Annotated in this window: 28 protein-coding genes and 2 riboswitches; of the genes, 25 read left to right on the plus strand and 3 right to left on the minus strand. The window is 36.6% G+C overall.

What is annotated here, in order from left to right:
* Nucleotides 1–88: 88 nt before the first annotated feature.
* From BCELL_RS09005 to ltrA, 16 genes are all read left to right on the plus strand, one after another.
* Nucleotides 89–1,213, plus strand: a complete 1,125-nt coding sequence (locus tag BCELL_RS09005; protein WP_087942437.1) for a D-alanyl-D-alanine carboxypeptidase family protein — start codon at nt 89–91, stop codon at nt 1,211–1,213.
* A gap of 171 nt (nt 1,214–1,384) precedes the next feature.
* Complete coding sequence (gene spoIIAA / locus BCELL_RS09010) at nt 1,385–1,738, plus strand: anti-sigma F factor antagonist (protein ID WP_013488392.1); 354 nt, start codon at nt 1,385–1,387, stop codon at nt 1,736–1,738.
* The gene (gene spoIIAB, locus BCELL_RS09015; protein WP_013488393.1) at nt 1,735–2,175 is read left to right on the plus strand and encodes an anti-sigma F factor; all 441 of its coding nucleotides are present in this window, start codon (nt 1,735–1,737) and stop codon (nt 2,173–2,175) included. The genes spoIIAA and spoIIAB overlap by 4 nt, the downstream gene beginning before the upstream one ends.
* Before the next feature lie 14 nt (nt 2,176–2,189).
* Nucleotides 2,190–2,948: an RNA polymerase sporulation sigma factor SigF gene (gene sigF, locus BCELL_RS09020; RefSeq protein WP_013488394.1), complete on the plus strand. Its 759-nt coding sequence runs from the start codon at nt 2,190–2,192 to the stop codon at nt 2,946–2,948.
* Between the two features lie 311 nt (nt 2,949–3,259).
* Nucleotides 3,260–3,871 carry a stage V sporulation protein AA gene (locus BCELL_RS09025; protein WP_013488395.1) on the plus strand — a complete coding sequence of 204 codons (612 nt, stop codon included), beginning with the start codon at nt 3,260–3,262 and terminating at the stop codon, nt 3,869–3,871.
* Nucleotides 3,864–4,280: a stage V sporulation protein AB gene (locus BCELL_RS09030; protein ID WP_013488396.1), complete on the plus strand. Its 417-nt coding sequence runs from the start codon at nt 3,864–3,866 to the stop codon at nt 4,278–4,280. The genes BCELL_RS09025 and BCELL_RS09030 overlap by 8 nt, the downstream gene beginning before the upstream one ends.
* Nucleotides 4,281–4,322: 42 nt before the next feature.
* Nucleotides 4,323–4,904 carry a stage V sporulation protein SpoVABEA gene (gene spoVAEA, locus BCELL_RS09035; protein WP_013488397.1) on the plus strand — a complete coding sequence of 194 codons (582 nt, stop codon included), beginning with the start codon at nt 4,323–4,325 and terminating at the stop codon, nt 4,902–4,904.
* Nucleotides 4,885–6,369 (plus strand): spore germination protein, encoded by a 1,485-nt coding sequence (locus BCELL_RS09040; RefSeq protein ID WP_013488398.1) that lies wholly within the window; start codon nt 4,885–4,887, stop codon nt 6,367–6,369. Before spoVAEA ends, BCELL_RS09040 begins: the two co-directional genes overlap by 20 nt.
* Before the next feature lie 63 nt (nt 6,370–6,432).
* A riboswitch (Lysine riboswitch) is annotated at nt 6,433–6,608 on the plus strand.
* A 116-nt stretch (nt 6,609–6,724) separates the two neighbouring features.
* A complete protein-coding gene (gene lysA, locus BCELL_RS09045) occupies nt 6,725–8,059 on the plus strand; it encodes a diaminopimelate decarboxylase (protein WP_013488399.1) in 1,335 nt (444 codons plus the stop codon).
* A 143-nt stretch (nt 8,060–8,202) separates the two neighbouring features.
* Complete coding sequence (locus BCELL_RS09050) at nt 8,203–8,637, plus strand: peptidylprolyl isomerase (protein WP_013488400.1); 435 nt, start codon at nt 8,203–8,205, stop codon at nt 8,635–8,637.
* A 382-nt stretch (nt 8,638–9,019) separates the two neighbouring features.
* Nucleotides 9,020–9,367 carry a hypothetical protein gene (locus BCELL_RS09055; protein ID WP_013488401.1) on the plus strand — a complete coding sequence of 116 codons (348 nt, stop codon included), beginning with the start codon at nt 9,020–9,022 and terminating at the stop codon, nt 9,365–9,367.
* Between the two features lie 137 nt (nt 9,368–9,504).
* Nucleotides 9,505–9,651: riboswitch (FMN riboswitch) on the plus strand.
* A 242-nt stretch (nt 9,652–9,893) separates the two neighbouring features.
* Nucleotides 9,894–10,982 carry a bifunctional diaminohydroxyphosphoribosylaminopyrimidine deaminase/5-amino-6-(5-phosphoribosylamino)uracil reductase RibD gene (gene ribD, locus BCELL_RS09060; protein WP_013488402.1) on the plus strand — a complete coding sequence of 363 codons (1,089 nt, stop codon included), beginning with the start codon at nt 9,894–9,896 and terminating at the stop codon, nt 10,980–10,982.
* Nucleotides 10,983–11,630, plus strand: a complete 648-nt coding sequence (gene ribE, locus BCELL_RS09065; RefSeq protein WP_013488403.1) for a riboflavin synthase — start codon at nt 10,983–10,985, stop codon at nt 11,628–11,630.
* A gap of 20 nt (nt 11,631–11,650) precedes the next feature.
* Nucleotides 11,651–12,850, plus strand: a complete 1,200-nt coding sequence (locus BCELL_RS09070) for a bifunctional 3,4-dihydroxy-2-butanone-4-phosphate synthase/GTP cyclohydrolase II (protein WP_013488404.1) — start codon at nt 11,651–11,653, stop codon at nt 12,848–12,850.
* A 20-nt stretch (nt 12,851–12,870) separates the two neighbouring features.
* A complete protein-coding gene (ribH, locus tag BCELL_RS09075; protein ID WP_041808193.1) occupies nt 12,871–13,338 on the plus strand; it encodes a 6,7-dimethyl-8-ribityllumazine synthase in 468 nt (155 codons plus the stop codon).
* Between the two features lie 686 nt (nt 13,339–14,024).
* Nucleotides 14,025–15,350, plus strand: a complete 1,326-nt coding sequence (ltrA, locus tag BCELL_RS09080) for a group II intron reverse transcriptase/maturase (protein ID WP_013488213.1) — start codon at nt 14,025–14,027, stop codon at nt 15,348–15,350.
* A gap of 75 nt (nt 15,351–15,425) precedes the next feature.
* Here ltrA and BCELL_RS09085 read toward each other — a convergent pair whose 3' ends face one another.
* The gene (locus tag BCELL_RS09085; RefSeq protein WP_013488406.1) at nt 15,426–15,932 is read right to left on the minus strand and encodes a DUF309 domain-containing protein; all 507 of its coding nucleotides are present in this window, start codon (nt 15,930–15,932) and stop codon (nt 15,426–15,428) included.
* 159 nt (nt 15,933–16,091) lie between these two features.
* Here BCELL_RS09085 and BCELL_RS09090 point away from each other — a divergent pair, with 159 nt between their 5' ends.
* From BCELL_RS09090 to BCELL_RS09105, 4 genes are all read left to right on the plus strand, one after another.
* Complete coding sequence (locus tag BCELL_RS09090; protein ID WP_013488407.1) at nt 16,092–16,856, plus strand: segregation/condensation protein A; 765 nt, start codon at nt 16,092–16,094, stop codon at nt 16,854–16,856.
* Nucleotides 16,837–17,436, plus strand: coding sequence for an SMC-Scp complex subunit ScpB (gene scpB, locus BCELL_RS09095; protein WP_013488408.1), 600 nt, complete (start codon nt 16,837–16,839; stop codon nt 17,434–17,436). The genes BCELL_RS09090 and scpB overlap by 20 nt, the downstream gene beginning before the upstream one ends.
* Before the next feature lie 32 nt (nt 17,437–17,468).
* Nucleotides 17,469–17,966 carry a YpuI family protein gene (locus tag BCELL_RS09100; RefSeq protein ID WP_013488409.1) on the plus strand — a complete coding sequence of 166 codons (498 nt, stop codon included), beginning with the start codon at nt 17,469–17,471 and terminating at the stop codon, nt 17,964–17,966.
* 98 nt (nt 17,967–18,064) lie between these two features.
* Nucleotides 18,065–18,997, plus strand: coding sequence for a superoxide dismutase (locus tag BCELL_RS09105; protein WP_157184187.1), 933 nt, complete (start codon nt 18,065–18,067; stop codon nt 18,995–18,997).
* A 225-nt stretch (nt 18,998–19,222) separates the two neighbouring features.
* Here the strand turns inward: BCELL_RS09105 and BCELL_RS09110 are convergent, their stop codons facing one another.
* On the minus strand, nt 19,223–19,936 hold the full coding sequence (locus BCELL_RS09110; RefSeq protein WP_013488411.1) for a DUF421 domain-containing protein: 714 nt from the start codon (nt 19,934–19,936) through the stop codon (nt 19,223–19,225).
* Nucleotides 19,937–19,963: 27 nt separating this feature from the next.
* A complete protein-coding gene (locus tag BCELL_RS09115) occupies nt 19,964–20,476 on the minus strand; it encodes a hypothetical protein (protein WP_013488412.1) in 513 nt (170 codons plus the stop codon).
* Between the two features lie 174 nt (nt 20,477–20,650).
* Between BCELL_RS09115 and BCELL_RS09120 the strand changes: the two genes are divergently transcribed.
* From BCELL_RS09120 to BCELL_RS09140, 5 genes are all read left to right on the plus strand, one after another.
* Nucleotides 20,651–21,079 carry a YhcN/YlaJ family sporulation lipoprotein gene (locus BCELL_RS09120; RefSeq protein ID WP_013488413.1) on the plus strand — a complete coding sequence of 143 codons (429 nt, stop codon included), beginning with the start codon at nt 20,651–20,653 and terminating at the stop codon, nt 21,077–21,079.
* Between the two features lie 17 nt (nt 21,080–21,096).
* Complete coding sequence (spoVAE, locus tag BCELL_RS09125) at nt 21,097–21,447, plus strand: stage V sporulation protein AE (protein WP_013488414.1); 351 nt, start codon at nt 21,097–21,099, stop codon at nt 21,445–21,447.
* Nucleotides 21,448–21,631: 184 nt separating this feature from the next.
* Nucleotides 21,632–22,765, plus strand: coding sequence for a D-alanyl-D-alanine carboxypeptidase family protein (locus tag BCELL_RS09130; protein ID WP_013488415.1), 1,134 nt, complete (start codon nt 21,632–21,634; stop codon nt 22,763–22,765).
* Nucleotides 22,758–23,348: a nucleoside recognition domain-containing protein gene (locus BCELL_RS09135; protein ID WP_013488416.1), complete on the plus strand. Its 591-nt coding sequence runs from the start codon at nt 22,758–22,760 to the stop codon at nt 23,346–23,348. Before BCELL_RS09130 ends, BCELL_RS09135 begins: the two co-directional genes overlap by 8 nt.
* Before the next feature lie 6 nt (nt 23,349–23,354).
* Entirely contained in the window at nt 23,355–23,885 is a 531-nt protein-coding gene (locus BCELL_RS09140) for a spore maturation protein (RefSeq protein WP_013488417.1), read from the plus strand.
* Nucleotides 23,886–23,998 lie beyond the last annotated feature (113 nt).

A 23,998-nucleotide genomic window follows, 5' to 3' on the forward strand; every position in this document is an offset into this window, starting at 1 on the left:
GTTGCAAACGGGCAAAATGGTAAAAGAAAAAGTGATTGGAGGGTTTACATTGAAAAAATCATTCATTGTTTTATTACTAGGTTTATACATGTTTTCAAGTGCGGGTTCTGCTTTAGCTGAAGAATCGACAGTTGATTTAGCAGATGATGCCACTTCAGCTATCTTAATTGAAAGAGATACTGGTCAAGTTTTATATGAAAAAAATAGTGGGGAGAAATTACCTCCAGCAAGTATGACAAAAGTCATGACAATGCTATTAATTATGGAAGCAATTGATTCGGGAAAAATAACGTGGGATGAAAAAGTTCGTACGAGTGAAAGAGCTGCATCTATGGGTGGATCACAAATCTTTCTAGAACCAGGGGAAGAAATGACCGTTGAAGAAATGATGAAGGGGATTGCGATTGCATCTGGTAATGATGCATCAGTTGCCATGGCGGAACACTTGGCTGGTTCTGAAGAACAATTTGTTCAAATGATGAACGATAAAGCCAAAAAATTAGGATTAAAGAATACACATTTTGTGAATTCAAATGGGCTGCCAGCAGAAAATCATTATTCCTCAGCAGAGGACCTAGCTCTGATGGCTAAAGCATTATTAAAATATGAAGAGATCACAAAGTACACCAGTTTATATGAAGATTATTTAAGGCAAGACACAGATGATGAGTTTTGGTTAGTAAATACGAATAAACTAGTGAAATTTTACCCAGGTGTTGATGGGTTAAAAACTGGTTTTACAAATGAAGCAAAATACTGTTTAACAGCGAGTGCGAATAAAAATGGCATGAGAATTATCGCTGTTGTGATGGGTGCACCTACACCAAAGGATAGAAATCGCCAAGTGACGGAAATGCTTGATTACGCTTATAGTCAATATGAACTTCAAAGAAGGTATGACCGTGGTCAAGTTTTAGGGGAAGCAGAAGTGAGTAAAGGCTCTACGAAGACTGTTCCTGCATTAGCAAAAGAAAATGTGTCGCTACTAATGAAAAAAGGGGAAAATGTCGAAGGGATTACTGAACGTTTAGAAATAAATGAAATTCCCGCACCAGTAAAAAAAGGTGACACTATTGGTACGCTTTATGTTGAGAAAGACGGGAAAATTTTATCAGAAACTACTGTAGTTGCAGAGGAGGACGTATCAGAAGCTTCCTTATGGACATTGATGAAAAGAACAACCTCAGCACTAGTAGGTAATGAAATTAATTAAGGAATGTATTAAAAATATCATTTTTTTTCTTCTTTTGACGAATAGCCACTAGTTTTGTTTCAGAGAAGGAAACGAGCAGTAGTATAAAGAAAGATACTAAGCGTAAGACCAATTTTCCTCAGGGAGAGGGGAACTGGTGAGTTTAGAACTATAATTTAAGGGGTGAATCGAATGAGTTTACTCATTGATTTGGAAAAAAGAGACAAAGTTCTCTGTGTTAGACTTGAAGGTGAATTAGACCATCATACAGCGATGGAATTACGAGAGCGTGTTGATGAAGCACTAAAGGAACAAAATTTAACTCATATTCTATTAAATTTAGAGCATTTATCATTTATGGATAGTTCTGGGTTAGGAGTAGTTTTAGGGCGTTACAAATATGTACAAACATTAGGGGGAGAGATGGTCGTTTGTTCGATTTCCCCACAAATAAAACGGTTGTTTGAAATGTCTGGGCTATTCAAAATTGTAAGACTTGCTTCAAATGAAATGGATGCCCTTCTTGAGTTGGGGGTGGCATCATGAAAAATAAAATGGAATTGGCTTTTACGGCAGTGAGTCAAAATGAATCATTTGCAAGAGTAACTGTTGGAGCATTCGTTGCACAACTAGACCCAACGATGGATGAGTTAACTGAAATAAAAACGGTTGTGAGTGAAGCAGTGACTAACGCAATTATTCATGGCTATAACGAAGATGCAAATGGAAAAGTATATTTAGAAGTGGAATTAGAAGAGGATACAGTACGACTAATGATCCGCGATAAAGGTGTAGGCATTCATAACTTGGATGAAGCGAGACAACCGTTGTATACATCAAAACCTGAGCTAGAACGAAGTGGTATGGGGTTTACAATCATGGAAAACTTTATGGATGAAGTTGCCATTCATTCAGAACCCATGGTTGGAACAACCGTTACATTAGTAAAAACACTCTCAAAGCAACGCGCACTTGCCAATTGAGAGGACGGAAGCTAATGGATGTAGAAGTTAAGCAAACTAAAAAATCACAAACATATTTAGATGATAAAGAGGTAAAGAGGTTAATAAAAGAAGCTCAAGATGGTGCGCAAGAAGCGAGAGATCAAATAGTCAACGCTAATACACGTTTAGTTTGGTCTGTTGTACAACGGTTTTTAAATCGCGGTTATGAAGCAGATGACCTTTTTCAAATTGGCTGTATAGGTCTTATTAAATCGGTAGATAAATTTGACCTGAGTTATGACGTGAAATTTTCCACATATGCAGTTCCAATGATTATTGGTGAAATCCAACGTTTTCTACGTGATGATGGAACTGTAAAAGTTAGTCGGTCTATTAAAGAGAGTGCTAATAAAATAAGGAAAATGAAAGAAGAGCTTTCCAAAACATTAGGGAGAACACCAACGGTTAATGAAATTGCTGAAAAGCTTGATCTTACTCCTGAAGAAGTGGTGTTCGCCCAAGAAGCTAGTAGACAACTTACTTCTATACATGAAACAGTATATGAAAATGATGGAGATCCTATTACATTATTAGATCAAATTTCTGATGATGGTGATATGAAGTGGTTTGACAAAATAGCACTACGCGACGAAATTGATAAATTAGATGAGAGAGAAAAACTAATCGTTTATTTGAGATACTATAAAGATCAGACACAGTCTCAAGTTGCTGAAAGACTAGGTATTTCACAAGTACAAGTGTCGCGACTAGAGAAGAAAATCTTAAAGGTATTAAAAGAACAACTCGGCTAATTGCTGAGTTGTTTTTTTTAGGTTCTGTTAAATCCTAGCATTGATTTTCACGAAAGCTGCAAAACGCCTGTGGGAATTAGAAAAGTACACATCAACTTTATTATTAAATGGCAATGGAGTTACTCGCTGCGCGCGCACTATAAAAATTTCAATGAGTGGACTAACTTTTTTGGAGGCAACGCACATTGCTTAGAGATTGACTCTAAAGGTCGTATTTACCTTTTAAGTCAATCTCTTAATATTAGATATGCATGGAAATGGCTTTATCTTTACATACTATTCGAGAGAATATCGTGAAAAGAGGTTTTTCGATGAGTAAAAAAGTATACATTCGTTTGAAAAGCCGTTATTGGGGGGAGAAAGATCAATCTGTTGTAATTGGTGATATAGCACAAGTCATCGTTGATGGCGCGGGTGAACAAGAAATTAAGAACATTCTGGTGTATAAAGTCGACATGAGTAAGAAGTTATATGTGATTGATTCCATGTTTATTGTAAACAAGATACAGCAATTGATAAAAAATGTAGATGTTCAAGTAATAGGTCCAACCCAAACAATCGTGTATAGCAAACAGAAGAATAACTTTAAGCAACCCGTGTTGTTGCTATTTGTTTGGTGTTTACTTTTCATCGGTGCTGGATTAGCGATTATGAATTTTCACGAAGATGTGAGTATGCAGGAAGTGCATTTGAAATTATATGAGTCCATTACAGGAGAAACTGTAGAACATCCTATTTTATTACAAATACCATACTCAATTGGTCTTGGATTAGGTATGATTTTATTTTTTAATCATGTATTTAGGAAACGAATTAACGAAGAACCAAGTCCTATGGAAATAGAAATGTTTAATTATCAGGAAAATATGGATAGGTACGTATCCGTCTATGAGAATGAGGCCTGGAAGGAAAGAGATGGTTAGTTTCATACTTTTGATGTTCATAGGACTAGCAGGTGGGTTAGCTGTAGGGAGTGGTTTCGTCGCTTTTTTAACAGTGTTAGGAGTAATTCCAAGGTTAGCTGACTTGACTCGATCTGAAAAAAGTCTTCGTTATTATGAAGTGGCCATTGTACTAGGAGCTCTAGCAGGTGTGTGGTTCAGTTTAGGTGAACCTCATCTTTCGTTTCCAACGCCTATTGTAATAGCAATTGGTTTATTGTGTGGAATGTTTATTGGTTTATTAGCAGCTGCATTAACGGAAGTACTTAATGTGTTCCCGATTCTTGCAAAGCGTATTGGGATGAAAAACAAAGTGAATTTGCTACTATGGGCAATTGTGCTTGGAAAAATACTCGGTTCCTTATATCACTGGTTATTTTTCGTTCGCTAAGTAAGTAAAGTAGTGAGCTTACTAGAACAAAGGAGCGATTACATGAAATTGATGAAGCAGGTTATATTAGTCACTGATGGAGATGCATCAGCAAGGGAGGCTGTTGATTATGTCTCCAAAGAGCTTCAATGTGAATTAATATCAGAATCAAGTGGCAATCCTACAAGAATTAATAGTGATACATTAATACAATTAATTTTAAATGCAAAGAAAGATTTAGTGCTCGTTTTATTTGATGATTGCGGTTTCCCCGATGAAGGTCCTGGCGAATCCGTTTTAATTGATGTCGTTCAATGCCCCAATATAAAAATATTAGGTGCCATTGCTGTAGCATCACAATCTTATTCACACGAATGGACGAGGATTGATGTCAGTATTGACAGAAACGGTACATTAACAGAGTTCGGTGTAGATAAGGATGGAATTAGAGATACGGAAGTCGGTAGACTGCGAGGGGATACGGTGTCAGTACTAGATCAATTATCAATTCCGATGATTGTTGGGATTGGTGACATTGGTAAAATGGGAGGTAAAGATGCTATAAAAATGGGGGCTCCTATTACAAAACAAGCGATCGAATTAATTATAGAAAGGAGTGGTTACAATGGATCCAGTACACGATAAAGTCAATCAGCCAATCTCTAGAAATAGTAGAGAAAATGAAAAAAACTTTACTGAAAGAGTCGGAATCGGCACAAGCTTTGATGTTGGTATTCGCAAGCTTTACATATTGGATAAAGAAATCCAATTTTATTTTGTAAACGGACTTTGTGATATCCAGTATACAATTGAACTGTTAAAAGAATTGATGTACTTGGACGCCAATGAAGTAAAAGAAAATAATGTTAGAGAACAGATAGAAAATCGATTAACCCATGTTCAAGTAGAGCATGTAAAAACGGTAGATGATGCAATTGGCCAATTGTTAGCTGGTTTAATCGTCATCATCGTTGAAGGTGAACCGGATGCCATTATTATCGATGTTCGAAGTTATCCTGGTAGAGGTCCAGAAGAGCCGGATACGGAACGAGTTGTTCGTGGAAGTCGTGATGGATACACTGAAAATATTATAGAAAATACGGCTCTGACTAGAAGAAGGATCCGTGATGAAAACTTAAGAAACGAAATAATGAGAATTGGTCGTAGGTCAAAAACAGATGTATGTATTAGTTATATTGATGGAGTTGCAGATCCAAATCTAGTCGAGGTAATCCGGAAAGAATTAGAGAATATTGACATTGACGGATTAACGATGGCGGATAAAGTTGTAGAGGAGTTTGTAGTTAAGCAAGGAGCAAATCCGTTCCCTATCGTAAGATATACTGAAAGGCCTGATGTAGCAGCAACTCACATATTAGAAGGACATGTTATTGTCATTGTTGATGCATCACCAAGTGTGATTATTTTTCCAACTACTTTCTTTCACCATGTACAACATGCAGAAGAGTATCGGCAAGCCCCTCTCGTTGGAACTTTCTTACGTTGGGTGAGGTTTTCGGGTATGCTCTTTTCATTATTTATACTACCATTATGGTTATTAATGGTGTTAGAACCAGGGTTATTACCTGATAATCTTGATTATATTGGGCCAGATGAAACAACAAACGTACCGGTTTTTGCGCAAATATTTGTTGCAGAATTAGGAATAGAATTGTTGAGGATGGCTGCTATTCATACCCCTTCCCCGCTAGCGACAGCATTAGGTTTAGTTGCAGCACTTCTAATTGGTGAAATAGCAATAGAGGTCGGGCTATTAATTCCAGAAGTCATACTTTACGTAGCTATAGGAGCGATAGGCATGTTTGCAACGCCTAGTTATGAACTTGCTTTAGCTTTGAAGATGTTACGTCTAGTGCTGCTAGTTTTAGTTGGTCTATTTCATGCACCAGGGTTTGTCATTGGTACGACAATATTCTTTGTTGCACTAGCTTGTATTAGGTCTCTAAATGTACCGTATTTATGGCCATTTCTACCGTTTTATCCAGTTGCAGCCTTAGATGTTTTAATAAGGCAAGCAATGCCGATTAAGCGCCGTAGACCTAGTATTGTAAAGCCACAGGACGCAGTGAAGCAATCTAATAGCAATTAACTTCTTGAAACAATAAGGAAGATATGATATCGTTGAAAACAGCATAAATGATAATAAAATATACCATGCGTTAGGGGCGCAAAACGAATGAGTACATTACTGGAGTTAATGGCGAGCACTGAAAGTAATGGAAAGGTCAATTTGCCGAAGTGTTTTAAGGAGCCAACTTAAAATGCTGGGGTGTTGTTTAATAGGCAACACACTGTCACTGTTTTTAGCAGTGGAGTACTATCCGATGGATTGAATGTTTACGTCAAAGGATAACGGATGGGATTTGCTCCGTTATCCTTTTTACACGTCTATATTATATATTGGCTATATCATTTTTATATGGCCAGTGAGAGGAGTAACAACGATGGATTTACATGGTACGGGGAAAATAAATGAACAAGGGCACTTAGAAATTGGAGGGGTAGATACGACGAAGCTTGTGGAGAAGTATGGCACTCCTTTGTTCGTATACGATGTAAAGGATATTGTAAATAGAGCACAAGCATTTAAAAGTGCTTTTGAAGAGGAAAATATTGAATATCAAGTTGCATATGCCAGTAAAGCGTTTAGTTCCATTGCAATGTTCCAGTTAATAGACGAACTAGGTTTAAGCTTAGATGTTGTATCTGGTGGTGAACTTTACACTGCATTAAAATCTAATTTTCCGGTAGAAAGAATTCATTTTCACGGAAATAACAAAAGTCCTGATGAAATAGAAATGGCGGTAAAAGAAGGAATAGGATGCATTGTTGTTGATAATTTTACGGAATTATCATGGTTGATGGCAATTACGCAATCATTAAAAAAAGAAATGAAAGTTCTTATTCGCATTACTCCAGGTGTGGAAGCACATACGCATGAATATATTTCAACTGGACAAGAGGATTCTAAATTTGGTTTTGATATACAAAGTGGGCAAGCAGAAAAGGCAATCATGATGATTCAAGAACATCAATATGTTCAACTGGAAGGGGTTCACTCTCATATTGGTTCACAAATCTTTGAGACTGATGGATTTACCTCTGCGGTGGAGGCCATTTATAATCACCTTTTAACATGGAAGAACAAGCTTGGTTATGAGCCTAACGTTTTAAATCTTGGCGGTGGTTTCGGTATCAAGTATACTATCGAAGATGAACCACTTCCATTAGAAGAATATGTTCAAGCGATGGTGAAAGCAGTAAAACATTATGCGCAAAAATTTAACATGACACTACCTGAGGTATGGATTGAACCTGGAAGATCTTTAGTAGGAGAAGCAGGTACAACGATTTATTCTATCGGATCAAGAAAAGAAATACCGGGCATTCGGACGTATGTTTCGGTTGATGGTGGGATGACGGATAATATCAGACCGGCATTATATCAAGCGAAATATGCTGCTCAAATAGCTAATAAAATGGACGGGAAAAGCGAAGAGCTTGTATCTATTGCTGGAAAGTGCTGCGAGAGTGGAGATATGTTAATTTGGGATATAGAGTTACCAAAAACAGAGGCTGGTGATTTGCTCGCAGTTTTTTCAACGGGAGCATACGGTTATTCGATGGCCAATAATTACAATAGAATTCTCCGACCAGCAGTTATTTTTGTAGAGGATGGTCAAGAACAATGTGTAATAAAGAGAGAATCTTATGAAGACTTAGTAAAAAATGAAGTGTCATATCGAAGCAATACAAAAAACTTAGCTAACAGTTTATAAAAGGGTACTAATACAGAACTAGGTTGTTTAAAAAGTGTGGACACTTTGGGGCAACCTAGTTTTATTTCTATTATCAAATAGTGTACAATGGGATGGATGTAAAATGAATACATTAATTACATAAACTCAGGAGGATTAACAATATGAAAAAAGGCACAATCACAATGGAGAATGGCGAAAAAATTCAAATCGAATTTTTCCCTAATGAAGCACCAGGGACAGTAGAAAACTTTGAAAAGTTAGCAAACGAAGGCTTTTATAACGGACTTACTTTTCACAGAGTAATCCCTAGTTTCGTGGCACAAGGTGGATGTCCATTAGGAACAGGAACGGGTGGAAGTGGAAAAACAATAAAGTGTGAAACAGAAGGTAATCCACATAAGCACGTACAAGGATCTTTATCAATGGCACATGCTGGAAAGGACACTGGAAGTAGTCAGTTCTTTATCGTACACGAGCCACAGCCACATTTAGACGGCGTTCATACAGTTTTTGGACAAGTTACAGAAGGTATGGATGCTGTATTGAAGATTAAGCAAGGCGATGTAATGGAAGAAGTCAAAGTATTTGAAGAGTAAACATATGGGTACTCGTTCAAGTGATAAAAAGAAATATTTGAACAGTAGTCTGAAAAAGGTTGATTAATAAGGGCACTGAAAAAGTATAAAACAACTTTTTCAGTGCCTTTTAAAGCCTTGCCCCGCAGCACCGAGGATATACTTCTTGAATACAATAAAAGATGTTTCGACGGATACAGCAAAATGAGAAAATATTTTTGAAAGTATGATGCTGGAAAGTGATTGAAATTAATAGTGTATAAAAGGTTTGATACAAACTAATTAACGGTCATATACATATAGTAAAAAAGGAAGGAGGGTATGAGTTATTAACCAATTAAACGTCATTACGTTCTTTCAAACTATCATCATTGTGCTTTTATTCATATTAGTTCCTTTTATTATGGAAGAAGCAAGTAAAGAACAAATACATTCTGCCTCGCTATCGTATTTCCTTGAAGTAATGCCTCATTTCATCGTATTTTGTATCGGGTTTCTTTTATCTCCAAAGAGGACAGAAAAATTATTTATTAAACAATTGAGCATTAATTGGGCTTTGTTATTGTCTAGTATAATTATATTAACTATTGCTTTATTTCCGTCCAACTTTTTAACGGAACAACTTCACTTCATCCTACCTCAAACATTAGAAAACCACTTTTCTGATATTAAATTTGTTATTTTTGTCGTCGGTGGATATTTCATGCTAAAAGGGCTAGTAAATAAAGAAGATCCGGAAACTCATTCATAATTTAAAAGATTGTCATGTAATCGTCACAGGTAAAATTCTTGCTTATATACACACAGAGTGGTAATATCAAGACATCTACAAAACAAAGTAAGTAATAAAGTTTTTTTACACACTAAATTTACTAATAATTTAATAACCGAATCCTTCGGGGTAGGGTGAAATTCCCAACCGGCGGTGATGAAGAATAGAAAACTTCTAAGCCCGTGACCCGGCACTTTTTAGTGACGGTGGATACTGGTGCAAAACCAGAGCCGACAGTATAGTCTGGATGGGAGAAGGAATTATCGGTGGAAAATGATGCTCAACTTTAAAAAAATCGAAAAAGTTGATGCTTAATTTCTGTGCGAAAAAATCTATTTTGTACAGCTTATTTGACGATGCTTTTAAAGATCATTTTCTCTGGTTGTTCACCATCTATCTACCTATACGAGTTTAACCTGAAGGACGCAACGGTTCTTCAGGTTTTTTATTTTGCTAACATAAACCTTTTACATTTATGTCGTTCTAGAAATGAGGATATATATTTATGGACAATAAGTATATGAAGATGGCAATTGAGCTTGCAAAAGTGACAGAAGGGCACACTACCCCTAACCCTGTGGTAGGTGCAGTTATTGTAAATAATAATCAAATTGTTGGCTTTGGAGCACATTTAAAGGCTGGTGAGCATCATGCAGAAAAGCATGCGATTGAAATGGCAAAAGATAAAACAGAGGGGGCAACGATTTATGTAACACTTGAGCCCTGTTCCCACTACGGTCGTACACCGCCATGTGCTGATGCAGTAATTGAGGCCGGAATCAAGAAAGTTATTATTGGCTCTGTTGACCCAAATCCGAAAGTGTCTGGAAGAGGTATAAAGAAGCTTGAGGATGCAGGTATTGAAGTAGAGGTAGGGTGTATGAAGGAGGAAACGGACAAATTAAATGATGTTTTCTTCCATTTTGTTAATACAAAAAAACCTTTTGTTACCTTGAAATCTGCTACTAGTTTAGATGGGAAAATTGCTACTCGTACTGGGGAGAGTCAGTGGATCACGAGTGAAGAGTCTAGAAAAGATGTCCATCAATTACGCCATAAGAACGATGCTATTCTAGTAGGTATTAATACGGTAATTAAAGATGACCCTGCTTTAACAACTAGATTACCAGACGGTGGAAAGAATCCAATTAGAGTCATCTTAGATCGAGAACTTAGGATACCGATGACAGCGAAACTTATTAATGATCATGCGTCTTTGACATGGGTCATAACGACACGGTTAGCTAATAAGGAAAAAATTGATTTGTTGCGAGACAAAGGGACTAAAGTATTGATACTTGATGATGATAAGATTGAAATTTCTTCTTTACTATATTTACTTGGGGAACATAACATTACTTCTCTTTTAGTAGAAGGTGGAGGTACCGTAAACGATTCATTCTTAAAATCGGGGGAATTTCAACAAGTGATTGTGTATATAGCCCCTTTATTAATCGGTGGAGAAGATGCTCTTTCTTCCTTCTCTGGTTCTGGAATAGAAAAATTAGCAGATGCAAAAAAATTAAAAGTCCAATCATTAGAGCAAATTGGTAATGATATAAAGTTAGTTTTGACGAAAGGAGAGGAAGACTAAATGTTCACAGGAATTATTGAAGAGAAAGGACATGTAAAAACGATTTCACAATCTGGCGATTCCATAGTAATGGAAATTAAAGCCAAAAAAATATTACAGGATGTCCATTTAGGAGATAGTATAGCAGTTAATGGCGTATGTCTTACAGTTACAACATTTAATGATCATTACTTTACGGTTGACATGATGCCAGAAACGGTTAGAAATACTAGCTTAAAGAATTTGACAGTTGGTTCGAAAGTGAATCTAGAAAGAGCAATGGCTGCTAATGGTCGATTCGGGGGTCACTTTGTTTCTGGACATGTTGATGGAGTGGGTACCATTCGCAAAAAGCGGCCTGAACATAATGCTGTATACTACGAGATCGAAGTTTCATCAAAATTGCGAAAGTATATGATGATGAAGGGAAGTATCACTGTGGATGGTACTAGCTTAACAATCTTTGGCTTGTCTGACGATACTTTTACAATATCGATCATTCCTCACACGATCCAAGAAACAATTATTGGTGACAAAGGACCCGGAGATATTGTGAATGTAGAATGCGATATGTTAGCAAAATATATAGAGGAACTAATTATACAACGAACTAATTCAAATAAAACTGGAAATATAACAGAAAGCTTTTTGAAAGACAATGGTTTTTAATTGAAAGAGGGGGGATTAAGATGTCTATATTTGATCCAATTGAAGAAGCGATATATGAGCTTATGCAAGGAAAAGTAGTCATTGTGTGCGATGATGAAGATCGTGAAAATGAAGGTGACTTTATAGCATTAGCTGAAAAAGCAACACCAGAGGTCATTAACTTTATGGCTACACATGGTAGGGGTCTCATTTGTGCTCCAATTACGAGAAATCTAGCAGAAAAATTAGAACTAGTCCCAATGGTTGATCATAATACCGATCCTCATGGGACAGCTTTTACGATTAGTATAGACCACAAAAATTCAACTACTGGTATTTCAGCCCATGAGCGATCTGAAACAGTAATGAGCTTGATCGAAGAAAGTACGAAGCCATCTGACTACAAAAAACCAGGTCATATATTCCCTTTAGTTGCTAAAGACGGGGGGGTACTTCGAAGAGCAGGACATACTGAGGCAGCTGTTGACCTTGCACGTATGTGTGGAGCGAAACCAGCAGGTGTTATTTGTGAAATTATGAATGATGATGGTTCAATGGCAAGAGTTCCGAACTTGCGAAAAATTGCTGACGAGCATGAATTGAAAATGATAACGATAAAAGATTTAATACAATATCGTAATAGAAAAGATAAATTAGTTCAACGTGAAATTGAGACATCACTCCCTACTGACTTTGGGGATTTTAAAGCAATAGGTTATAGTAACATTGTAGATGGAAAAGAGCATGTTGCTTTTGTCAAGGGTGAAATTAATGGAGATCAACCGACTCTCGTTCGCGTTCATTCTGAATGTTTAACAGGTGATGTATTTGGTTCGCAACGATGTGATTGTGGACCTCAGCTTCATGCTGCTTTAGCTCAAATTGAGACAGCAGGATCAGGAGTGTTACTATATTTGAGGCAAGAAGGAAGAGGGATTGGGCTATTAAATAAATTAAGGGCTTATAAACTACAAGAAGAAGGCTATGATACAGTAGAGGCAAATGAAAAGCTTGGATTTGCTCCAGATTTACGAGAGTATGGTATTGGCGCACAAATTCTTCGAGATCTTGGTGTTAGAAAGATGAAGCTACTAACAAATAACCCAAGGAAAATTACTGGATTGAAAGGTTATGACCTTGAAGTGGTAGACAGAGTTCCAATTCAGCTACCATCAAAAAAAGATAACGAAAGATATTTAAAAGTAAAAAAAGATAAACTAGGACATTTATTACATTTTTAATAACATTGGAGGAATTTATGATGGGGAAAGTATTTGAAGGAAATTTAGTAGGTACTGGATTAAAAGTAGGTATTGTAACAGCAAGGTTTAATGAATTTATTACGAGCAAACTACTTGGTGGAGCTGAAGATGCATTGAAACGCCACGGTGTAGAAGAAAATGACATTGAAGTAGCGTGGGTTCCTGGTGCGTTTGAGATACCATTAATCGCAAAGAAAATGGCGGAATCAGGTAAATATGACGCAGTTCTTACATTAGGGACGGTTATTCGTGGATCTACACCTCACTTTGATTATGTATGTAATGAAGTAGCAAAAGGAGTAGGATCATTGTCTTTAACAACTGGTATTCCAGTTATTTTCGGTGTACTAACAACAGATACAATTGAACAAGCGATAGAAAGAGCAGGAACAAAAGCAGGCAATAAAGGATATGAAACAGCTGTTGGTGCGATAGAAATGGCAAACCTATGTAAAGGTATTTCATAAGGTAAAAAAAGAAAGGGTGGATTTAATCCATCCTTTCTTTCGTGCGCTTGGCAGCGCATCGAACTAATGGGTGGAAGTCCCTAACACGCCGAAGTGGCGGAAGTGTATAGCTGACAGGTAGTGCATGTCCGCGAGGAAATGTGTGGAGGACCTGAAGGCGAATCTCGGAACAGACGACTAACCACCATGTTGGCTGACAGAATCGGATAACCTTGCGAAAGATGGGGAAGTCCAGTGCCACAAGAGGGTTCTGTAAGTTATGAGGACTGGGTTCGAGGGAAAGTTTGATGACGTGACCCAAGGAGATCTCATCATCTCCGCTATGCAGTGGTAACTCTCAAACAAGTCCGTGAGGGGCGAGTTGGGATTATGGGTGGTGAGAAGTCAGAGCAGGGGATATTAGTGAATAAGCTCGTCGGAAAAGTCGTAATGGCGAGTGACTTAGCATGGCGTTGCTAAGGCGAGCCCTTACCCAAAAGGAAGGGACTTGATGCGAAGCCCGTCTGTCCATGGAAGAAAAGCAATTCAATTTAGAAAGCCGTCATGTGCCAAGCAGAAGCCAGTGAGGTGGAGCCTAAGAACTGGGGTCGAATAGTAAGTAGACCGTTTGGGACGGAGTACTTTAGGTAAAACTCGGAAAATGCCGTGTGCTAGTCATCCGAGAGAGCCAAGGGAAGGATACGAACATGAGCGAGAGATTAAATCAGAAGAGTTTTCGTGATGGAGTAAAGTCTACACAAAAGAGAAAATGGTATAGCTTAATGGATAAGGTATGGGCTATGTCCAACATGGAGGAAGCATTCAAAGAGGTAAAACGAAATCGAGGGTCTGCAGGAGTAGATGGAGTTTCTATCCGTACTTTTGAACACGGGGTGGAGGACAATGTACAAGTTCTTCAACGTGAATTAAAAGAAAAGGCCTATAGACCGAGACCCGTGAAGCGTGTATTTATTCCAAAAACGGATGGGACGAAAAGACCTTTAGGAATTCCTACTGTGAGAGACCGTGTTGTTCAAGCGGCTGTACGTCGCATTATAGAGCCAATTTTCGAAGACAAATTTTTGGATTGTAGTTTCGGATTCAGACCGAATAAAAGTGCACATATGGCATTAGAGAAAATCCGAAAGGATTTAATGGATGGGTATGTGTACGTAATTGACGCTGATCTAAAAGCCTACTTTGATACAATCCCACAGGATAAACTCATTCAAGCTGTAAGGGAAGAAGTAGTAGACGGTAGTGTTATTCGGTTGATTCAGAGTTTTTTACAAGCAGGGGTTATGGATGGAGGAAGCTTCCACCTTACTGAAAAAGGAACACCTCAAGGTGGGGTTATTAGTCCATTACTTGCAAATATCTATTTACACCCACTCGATGAACTGATGACAAAACGGGGGCATCGAATCACAAGGTACGCTGATGACTTTGTTATATGTTGTAAATCACAAAAAGGGGCTGAAAGAGTCCTTAAATCAGTAACTCGCTTCTTAAACGAGGAACTAGGTTTAACGGTTCACCCTGAAAAGACTAAGGTTGTTAATAACCTAGAAGAACCATTTCTATTTTTGGGTCACGAATTCAAGGGTGGTTATTATGTTTCTGCATCTCCTAAAGCTTTAAAGAAATTTAAAGAAAAGGTTAAGGAGATCACTAGGCGAAACCAAACCGTAAACATCGAGACATTGATTAAAGAAAAACTTAATCCATACCTAAGAGGTTGGGGTAACTACTTTGGTCACTTTTATGGGAAGACTATATTCACTATATTTGATGGATGGATACGTAGAAGATTAAGATCAGTTCAATTAAGAAGTTGGAGAAATATTAGGAAATTGCACAGGGAACTGAGGAAAAGAAAATGGAAAGGAGATCTCCCTAGATTGCGTATGAATAGATGGAGAAGCTCTTTGTCTACCCCAGTACATACTGCTTTACCTAAAGAATGGTTCGTAGAAATCGGTCTTGTCTCACTTGTAAAACTTTACAATGATCATCATCCCCAACGGGGATAATCATGGAGGAGCCGTATGCGATGACCCGCACGTACGGATCTGTGAGAGGCGCATGAATAATTTCATGCGCCTACTCTATTTCTTTTTGTCTAGAGATTTTAAACGTTCTTCTATAACGTCAGACCGATCGCGTAGTTTATGACGATAAACTAATGACTCATCAGATTGGTTGTCGTTATCACACCAAGTGAGCTGGATTTGTGCACACTTTTCTTTACATAACGCGACGAGTTGATTGTCGCTAATAGGAAGGTTCATTGTTTTGTAACCTCCACCATTTTTTATGTTAAGTATCCGTTGTCTCGTCATGTCACTAAGCGTTTTTACATCTAGACCTAATTGTCGAAAAGCAGTTTCACTCTCTTTTAAGTGATTAAGGGACTTTTCATATAAACGTAAGCTACCACTATAATTTTTCTGTCGTTCGTGGTATATAGCTACGGCTAATTGGATAAGACCAAGCCAATGATTTTCGTTGTGTTCTTTCCAATATTCCTCCATAATTTCATGACATTCAAAAAAATCTCTAGTGCAATGAAATTCAATTAAAAAGTCAATGTAGGCTTTGGGATAGTTTTTCATTAAAAGCCTCCTCATAAAATGGATAAAATTTTTACTTACTAAAAATAAGCGTATCATATGTTAGGAAAAAATGCTTGTGATAAATTACATAGGAAAGTCCGTTCAAATGCATATGTTTATGATATAATTTTATCAGATAAAGGAAAAATGGTGACGCATATGCAATATAGTGTAAAACTGCAATCTTTCGAAGGGCCGTTAGATTTATTGTTACATCTTATTCAAAAAAATGATCTGGACATCTATGATATACCTGTAAAACAGATAACAGATCAGTATATGACCTATATTCATACGATGCAAGTGCTACAATTAGATGTTGCTAGCGAATATTTAGTCATGGCTTCTACTTTGTTACATATGAAAAGCCAAATGCTTCTCCCAGCAACAGAAGATGAAATTGATGAAGACTTTGAATATGATGAAAATGAAGACCCTAGAGAAGAACTTATGTTTCGATTAATTGAATATAAAAAATATAAAGAGGCAGCAAGTGGCTTAAAGGAGAGAGAACGTGCAAGAAGTGACTTATTTTCAAAGCCTATGACTGATTTAACACCACTTTTGGATGAGGAAGAGCCTTCAAGTATGAATGTATCCATTTATGATATGCTCCAAGCATTTCAAAAGCTGCAAAAAAGAAAGAAGTGGAAGGAACCAGTAACTTCAAGAATTCAACGGGATGAAATCCCAATTGATGAAAAAATGGCCCAGATTATGGAAACATTACAAAGATATCAAGGAAAAAGGTTATTTTCCGAGCTTTTTGCAGAAGAAAAAGAGAAACACCATATTGTTACATCTTTTTTAGCGTTGTTAGAGTTGATGAAAGCGAATGTCATTATATGTACGCAACATAAAAACTTCGAAGACATCTTGATTTCACAGAAGGGGGAGGATAAACTTGAAGAGTTATCAAATTAAAGCAATCATCGAGGGTCTCCTTTTTGTATCCGGTGAGGAAGGGATAGACGAGAAACAACTAATGGATGTTCTTCAAATGGATAGAAAAACAATTAAATTTTATATGAATGAATTAATAGAGGCATACTCATCTGATTCAAGGGGTATACAAATAGTGGAAATAGCTGGAGGGTATCAATTTACAACAAAAGCTGAGCACGCCCCGTATTTTAAAAGACTAGTGCAATCTCCTTCAACGACGACATTATCACAAGCTGCTTTGGAGACACTAGCAATTGTTGCATATAAACAACCGATATCTAGAATTGAAATTGAAGATATACGTGGAGTGAAATCAGAAAGGCCAGTGCGTACTTTAGTAGCAAAGTCCTTAATTAAAGAGGTTGCTCGTTCAGAAAAAACAGGACGCGCTATTTTGTATGGTACAACGAAAGAATTCTTAGAACAATTTGGATTACGATCAACAAAAGAATTACCACCTCTTCCAGAATCAGTACCTGAAGAAGAAGTTGAGGAAGAAGTGGATTTATTCTTAACAAGATTTCAAGACTTTTCCTTGAAAGAGGATCAAGCTAAATAAGAACACTGAATAAAGAAGGGAAGAAATGCTAAATGGGTAATGATTTAGTACAACAACAACTTACATTTACTATGGAAAAATTAGAAAAAACAGCTGAGGAAATTAGAGGGTATTTAAATTCAACGACAATAGATAGTCTCGTTCAAGAAGGAGAAGGGGGCTCTGCGTCTGATTATATTGATATTTTGGATCAAATAAGACGTATTTTAGTTTTTTTTGATGAAGGGCGCGAATCAGGCTATTTGTTATTAAGAAGTGAAAAATTCCGTAAAGGTGCAGCAGAAAAAACGTTGTATTGGATTTTTCATCAATGTATTGAGGAGTTCTTCCAACCTAAACTAGACGTATGGTATGAAGATAGTAGAGCTGCTTATACTGGGAAAAATGCTATTCGTTTTAGAGTGGCTGTTCCACAACAACTAAAGGATTTAGTGCAAAAAATTGAAGGGCCTTTACAAGAGGTAAGGGAAGAATTGGAATATTACGAAACAGACTTTCGAACAAAGATGCGTCAGCGTGAAGGAGAATAATATATTATTTAAGTCTCGTCACTAGCCCACGATAAGAAACGTGGGCTTTTTTTATATTCATGACAGGTGAAGATATTTCCAAAAAAATGTAATTTTACATGAACGAACCTAGCTCATTCATGCATATGATGCTATTGCATGTATTGAGGAGGGTGAATATGTTGGATGTAAATGACTATATTGAAAAGTTAAAGGAATGGCTAAATGACTTTGAAGAGCAATTGCATCAATCAGATGGCTTAAGTGAGAATTTTGTGGATGAGGTGAAAGGTCTCCAAAATAAGTTAAGTCGTGAAGAAGACCATGGAAAGCTTGGTAAAATTCAATATGAAGCAGAACAACTTTATGACAGGTATATTAATAGCAGAGCCGTTGAATCGCGTAATGAAAACGATGGTGAGAGTAAGAGAGTAGCCATTGGAGAACATACTTTGCCAAGATTAAACTATCAATATCATGATTTGGAGCCATACATTGCCAGAAGAATTATGGAGCTACACCATAAAAAACATCACCAATCATATGTAGATGGATTGAATAAGGCAGAAAAAGAGTTGCAAAGGCAAAGGGAAAGGAATCATTTTGAACTCGTAAAACATTGGGAACGCGAACTAGCCTTTCACGGAGCAGGACACTATTTACACACTCTTTTTTGGAAAGTGATGACACCAAAGGGCGGTGGACAACCTAATGGTGCTTTGCTAAAGCAGTTTGTTCTTGATTTTGGTAGCTTTGAAGCATTCAAAGCTCACTTCTCAGAAGCAGCAAAAAATGTTGAAGGAAGTGGATGGGCAATTTTGGTCTGGTCACCACGGCCAGGTCGGCTAGAAGTTTTAACAGCTGAAAAGCATCAAAATTTAACGCAATGGGACGTTATTCCTTTGTTACCTTTAGATGTATGGGAGCACGCATATTATTTACAATATGAAAATAAGAGAGAAGACTATATTAGTAATTGGTGGAAAGTGATAAATTGGCCTTATGTGCAACAAAGGTTTAATGAGGTGAGAAACAACGTATCGATTGTCTAATTCAACATATAGAGCGTTAAAATCTTAAAGTTTAATGGTATGAACTTAGTTTTGATTTAGTGATTGCATAAAATTATGGGCGCTGAAAAAGGTAAATATATCGAGGGCACTGAAAAAGTGCAAAACCACTTTTTCAGTGCCCTTTTTAGAAAGTAGTGAGTTTACCTTTGAGGAATTAACGGCGAGTATAGCACTTCTAGCCTTTAAAACTCTTCTATAAAAACGTTAAAAGTTATTCATTTCAATTTGTTTAATATATGGTGCATGATTCAGCTGTAAATAGAGTGATTCCCCTTCAAGCCATTCCCCATATAACACATGTTTTACTGCGATACCGTGCCTTCTAAACACTTCAACAAATTGATTTTTTGTAAATGTAGTTTCAAAGATATTATCTTCAATCCATTCTCCATCACTAATTACAAACAAAGGTAGGCTTACTTTGTTTGCTTTACCTATGTCTTCTTTTGTAGCTGTATGTAATTGGCCTTTCTTCAATACATTGATGCTTCCATTTGCCTCTAAAATAGCATATTCGATATCTCTTAAGGAGAATACGTTTTTATCTCTTAATAAGTGCTGTAATTGATTTAAATCTAACCTGTTTTTCTTTAGCTGGTCACGGTCAATGACACCGTTACGAATTATTATTGATGGTTTTCCCTCCAGAAAGGATCGAGTTTTTTTCCATTTTTGAGTAGTAAATTCTATAAGTGTAATGAGCGCTCCCCAAATACATACAGCATATAAAACATAATTTATGCCGATGTCCTTATCATATATCGCATTTCCTACTAACTCACTTAAAAATATCGCAGATATAAAGTCGAATGGTGTTAACTGATGCATTTGAGTCTTTCCTAAAAACTTCGTTAAAAATAATAATGCGAAAAATCCTACAACTAATTCAATTGTTAAAAAAGTGAAATTTGTGTTCACGACTTTACCTACCTTATTAAATTGTTACTAATAATTGATTATTTCTTCAAATAATGTTGTAAGTTCTACATGAAGCCTTTGTGAGGCGGAATGTAGCTTAAAAACGTTAGATTCTGTGTCTTCTTTTTTTCCACTAAACACGTTTTTAATGTTCCCATTATTTGTTAACCAATGCGTCTTTAGGTAGGATTCGTAAATTTCCCAAAAAGTATGAATAACCTTTAACTGATCTTCTGAGTAAACGTGTGATAACTTTTCTAAAGGTATCGAAAGTGATTTAGGGGCGAATTCGATTTCCTTCTTATGTATATCATCGATTTGTTTTTGAACTGCACTTCTTACTTGCATACATTGTAGTTGCACAGTTCGTTTTATTTCATCATTCCAATCGTCACTCTCATTATTTTTGTTATGTATCCTATCCGAATGTAATATATTGAGTTTGTTTTCTAGTCGTTTGAACTTCACTAGTGTAAAAACAATAAACCCGATATTGATAAAGGCGAGTAGAATGCTCAATACAATGAGGACTAGTAGCATAGTGTATCATCCTCCTTCCTATGTTATAATTTCCCATTTTTTTGTTGGATATAATTATGGTTGATAAATAAAAATAATACTACTAATAAAAAGGAATTTATCTTTCCGATTCACTAGTACATAATTTCTGTCCGTCTTTTAATACTAACATTTATGAAAGGAGCGAACGATAAAATGTTAAAAGCAAGTAAGTTGTTCCCTATTTTAATTGTGCTCTTGTTTGTAGTTGCTTGTGCTACAAATGATGAGACGCAACATATCCGTTCCTTGGAAGCGAAGCCATCTGTATCTCAAGAAAAAGCAAAACAAACTGAAATGATATTGAAACGAATGAATGAAGTGGAAGAAGTACAAGCAGTTTCCTTAAAAGATGATGTATATGTAGCTGTAAATGTAACGGGATTTGATCGCCTTTTTCTTGAAAAAATTAGAAAAGAAGCATATAAAAGAGCAAATGATTTAAATTCAGATGGAGAGGTTTATGTTTCTACTGATCGTAAAATATTTATGCAATTGACAAACCTATATGAAGAAATATATGACGGGAAAAAGTCAGAGGAGCAATTGAAAAAAGACTTAGCAAAGATAAAAGAGGATATGTAGTGGAGGTGCAAAGCTAAATGATTTTTGTTTATGCATTTATTGTAGGGGGCATAATATGTGTCATTGGACAAGTCTTAATGGATATTTTTAAATTAACACCTGCACACACGATGAGTACACTTGTTGTAGCCGGTGCAATACTAGATGGAGTTGGATTATATGAACCATTAATAAACTTGGCAGGTGCAGGAGCGACTGTCCCTATAACAAGTTTTGGCAATTCATTAGTTCATGGTGCAATGGCAGAAGCTGAACAGCATGGAATAATTGGTATTATAACAGGTATATTTGAAGTGACAAGTGCTGGTATATCAGCTGCGATAATATTTAGTTTCTTAGCAGCGTTAGTTTTCAAACCAAAAGGGTAGGTATCCTATGCTTATTGAAAAAAATAAGAAATATTTTGTATGGGAGCCATCCCTTGGAGGCTCCTTTTGTCATTCGAAATGGATAAAACTGTTTAAGAAATCGGAATTTATTAGTGGAAATCTATGGACATAACTTTTTTTGTTTAGCATAAACTTGTACAAACTGACTTTCGGAGGAGTTTTTATGTTTAAAAAAATAATAGCTTTCATATTAATAAGCACATTGTTTACTGATATAACAGCATCAGCAGCTACATATCCCGGAAATGTTTCCGCAAGGGGAGCAATTTTAATGGAGCAAGAAAGTGGACGAGTGTTATATGAGAAAGAAGCACATACACAGATGAGAATAGCTAGTATTACGAAAATAATGACAGCTATTTTAGCTATAGAATCTGGTGAACTTGATGAGTGGGTAACAGTTTCATCAAATGCTGAAGGAACAGAAGGCTCTTCGATCTATTTAGTTGCTGAAGAGGAAATCCAACTAAGGGATTTAGTATATGGCCTCATGCTGCGTTCAGGTAATGACTCTGCAGTTGCGATAGCGGAACATGTTGGTGGAAGTCTTGAGGGCTTCGTCTATATGATGAATGAAAAAGCACAGGAATTAGGAATGACTAGAACAGTATTTAGTAATCCACATGGTTTAGATGATCATGAAGAGCATTATTCGACAGCGTATGATATGGCTCTGTTAACTAGATACGCTATGGACAATGAAGAATATAAAGAAATTGCAGGTACAAAATCATACAGATCAAAAAATAAAGATGATCATTACAGAGTTTTTAATAATAAGAATAGATTGTTAACACAGTTATACAGAAATTCAACAGGCGGTAAAACTGGTTATACAAAAAGGGCAAAAAGGACGTTAGTGTCTACTGCAGAAAAAGAAGATGTTGAGCTAATAGCAGTAACAATCAACGCCCCAGATGATTGGAATGATCATATAAGTATGTTTGAATGGGCATTCTCAACATTTAACTTAACAACGATTGTTTCAGACGGTCTATTAACAAACATTAATGATGAGTACTACAGAAATAAAGTTAATGCAGAGTATTCATTTGAATATCCTGTTGCAGAAAATGAAGAAATCGAGAAAAAGATTACTCTATTAACTCCTGAAGAAAAATGGGCAGAAAAGGGACATCCATACCCAATAGGAAAGCTTGAAATAATGATGAATAACGATGTTATAGGTGTCGTTCCTTTAAGTTATATTGAGGAGATTGTTAAGGAAGAAAAGTCATTTTTTAAGAAATGGTTTGACCAACTTTTTGCTGCATTAGGAGTGAAGGCGAGTGGTTAATTATATTTGGGTATCCTTATTTATTATCGGCCTCGTTTTCGCAGCGATAAATGGAACGATGGATCAAGTAAATGAAGCGATATTTCAAGGTGCAAAGGAAGCTGTAACGATATGTATTGGGCTAATAAGTGTTTTAACTTTTTGGCTGGGGCTCATGAAAATAGCAGAAAAGTCCGGACTTTTATCCGGACTTAGTAAGCTTATGCGTCCAATTGCTACACGTCTTTTCCCTGATATACCGAAAGATCATCCTGCGATGGGATACATCTTATCAAATATGAGTGCCAATATGTTTGGGTTAGGAAATGCGGCAACACCTATGGGGATAAAAGCGATGGAAGAACTAAAAAGCTTGAATGGTGGCAAAGAAGAAGCTAGTAGGTCAATGATAACACTATTAGCAATTAATACAGCAAGTATTACTCTCATACCAACAACAGTCATTTCAATTCGTATTCAATACGGATCAGTATCTCCTACTGAAATTGTTGGGACAACCATACTTGCAACAGCAATATCAACTATTGGAGCTATACTAGTTGATAGATTTTTCTATTATAGGAGAATGAGAAAAAGGGCGTGATGCAATATGGAATGGATAACAACAATTTCGATGTGGATTATCCCACTAATCATAGCATTAGTATTAATATCTGGAACTGTAAAAAGAGTACCAACCTATGAAACTTTCGTTGAAGGAGCAAAAGAGGGTGTGAAAATGTCCTTTTCAATTATTCCTTATTTAGTAGGAATGCTGGTTGCAATCACAGTATTTAGGGAATCTGGTGCTATGGAGTTCTTCATTGCACAATTTAGGCCACTACTTGAAGCTGTTGGTATACCAGCCGATATCGTTCCATTAGCCATGATAAGGCCGTTATCAGGTACTGGGGCTTTAGGGATGACAAGTGATCTTATTGCAACACACGGACCAGATTCGTTTATTGGTCGGCTAGCTTCAACAATGCAAGGGAGTACTGATACTACATTCTATGTATTGACAGTGTACTTCGGAGCAGTAGGAATAAAAAAAATGGGAGATGCTCTGAAAGTCGGTCTATTTGCTGATGTAATTGGAATTATAGCATCGATCGTCATTGTTTCAATAATATTTCTTTAATAGTTTCACAGATTCAGATTTAAATAATTGTTAAACTTTGTTGATAATTTTCGATTCAGGATAGGACGCCGACTAGTCTCTCTCACCCATATGGAGGAGCTTCAGCTTGCAAC

Origin of the sequence: Evansella cellulosilytica DSM 2522 (assembly GCF_000177235.2) — a bacterium.
Classification (GTDB): Bacteria; Bacillota; Bacilli; order Bacillales; family Salisediminibacteriaceae; genus Evansella; species Evansella cellulosilytica.

What these genes read in the sequence shown, in the direction of transcription:
- BCELL_RS09005 (WP_087942437.1), top strand. Translation starts at nt 89, where the DNA reads ATGTTTTCAAGTGCGGGTTCTGCTTTAGCTGAAGAATCGACAGTTGAT.
- spoIIAA (WP_013488392.1), top strand. Translation starts at nt 1,385, where the DNA reads ATGAGTTTACTCATTGATTTGGAAAAAAGAGACAAAGTTCTCTGTGTT.
- spoIIAB (WP_013488393.1), top strand. Translation starts at nt 1,735, where the DNA reads ATGAAAAATAAAATGGAATTGGCTTTTACGGCAGTGAGTCAAAATGAA.
- sigF (WP_013488394.1), top strand. Translation starts at nt 2,190, where the DNA reads ATGGATGTAGAAGTTAAGCAAACTAAAAAATCACAAACATATTTAGAT.
- BCELL_RS09025 (WP_013488395.1), top strand. Translation starts at nt 3,260, where the DNA reads ATGAGTAAAAAAGTATACATTCGTTTGAAAAGCCGTTATTGGGGGGAG.
- BCELL_RS09030 (WP_013488396.1), top strand. Translation starts at nt 3,864, where the DNA reads ATGGTTAGTTTCATACTTTTGATGTTCATAGGACTAGCAGGTGGGTTA.
- spoVAEA (WP_013488397.1), top strand. Translation starts at nt 4,323, where the DNA reads ATGAAATTGATGAAGCAGGTTATATTAGTCACTGATGGAGATGCATCA.
- BCELL_RS09040 (WP_013488398.1), top strand. Translation starts at nt 4,885, where the DNA reads ATGGATCCAGTACACGATAAAGTCAATCAGCCAATCTCTAGAAATAGT.
- lysA (WP_013488399.1), top strand. Translation starts at nt 6,725, where the DNA reads ATGGATTTACATGGTACGGGGAAAATAAATGAACAAGGGCACTTAGAA.
- BCELL_RS09050 (WP_013488400.1), top strand. Translation starts at nt 8,203, where the DNA reads ATGAAAAAAGGCACAATCACAATGGAGAATGGCGAAAAAATTCAAATC.
- BCELL_RS09055 (WP_013488401.1), top strand. Translation starts at nt 9,020, where the DNA reads ATGGAAGAAGCAAGTAAAGAACAAATACATTCTGCCTCGCTATCGTAT.
- ribD (WP_013488402.1), top strand. Translation starts at nt 9,894, where the DNA reads ATGGACAATAAGTATATGAAGATGGCAATTGAGCTTGCAAAAGTGACA.
- ribE (WP_013488403.1), top strand. Translation starts at nt 10,983, where the DNA reads ATGTTCACAGGAATTATTGAAGAGAAAGGACATGTAAAAACGATTTCA.
- BCELL_RS09070 (WP_013488404.1), top strand. Translation starts at nt 11,651, where the DNA reads ATGTCTATATTTGATCCAATTGAAGAAGCGATATATGAGCTTATGCAA.
- ribH (WP_041808193.1), top strand. Translation starts at nt 12,871, where the DNA reads ATGGGGAAAGTATTTGAAGGAAATTTAGTAGGTACTGGATTAAAAGTA.
- ltrA (WP_013488213.1), top strand. Translation starts at nt 14,025, where the DNA reads ATGAGCGAGAGATTAAATCAGAAGAGTTTTCGTGATGGAGTAAAGTCT.
- BCELL_RS09085 (WP_013488406.1), bottom strand. Translation starts at nt 15,932, where the DNA reads ATGAAAAACTATCCCAAAGCCTACATTGACTTTTTAATTGAATTTCAT.
- BCELL_RS09090 (WP_013488407.1), top strand. Translation starts at nt 16,092, where the DNA reads ATGCAATATAGTGTAAAACTGCAATCTTTCGAAGGGCCGTTAGATTTA.
- BCELL_RS09100 (WP_013488409.1), top strand. Translation starts at nt 17,469, where the DNA reads ATGGGTAATGATTTAGTACAACAACAACTTACATTTACTATGGAAAAA.
- BCELL_RS09105 (WP_157184187.1), top strand. Translation starts at nt 18,065, where the DNA reads ATGAACGAACCTAGCTCATTCATGCATATGATGCTATTGCATGTATTG.
- BCELL_RS09115 (WP_013488412.1), bottom strand. Translation starts at nt 20,476, where the DNA reads ATGCTACTAGTCCTCATTGTATTGAGCATTCTACTCGCCTTTATCAAT.
- BCELL_RS09120 (WP_013488413.1), top strand. Translation starts at nt 20,651, where the DNA reads ATGTTAAAAGCAAGTAAGTTGTTCCCTATTTTAATTGTGCTCTTGTTT.
- spoVAE (WP_013488414.1), top strand. Translation starts at nt 21,097, where the DNA reads ATGATTTTTGTTTATGCATTTATTGTAGGGGGCATAATATGTGTCATT.
- BCELL_RS09130 (WP_013488415.1), top strand. Translation starts at nt 21,632, where the DNA reads ATGTTTAAAAAAATAATAGCTTTCATATTAATAAGCACATTGTTTACT.
- BCELL_RS09140 (WP_013488417.1), top strand. Translation starts at nt 23,355, where the DNA reads ATGGAATGGATAACAACAATTTCGATGTGGATTATCCCACTAATCATA.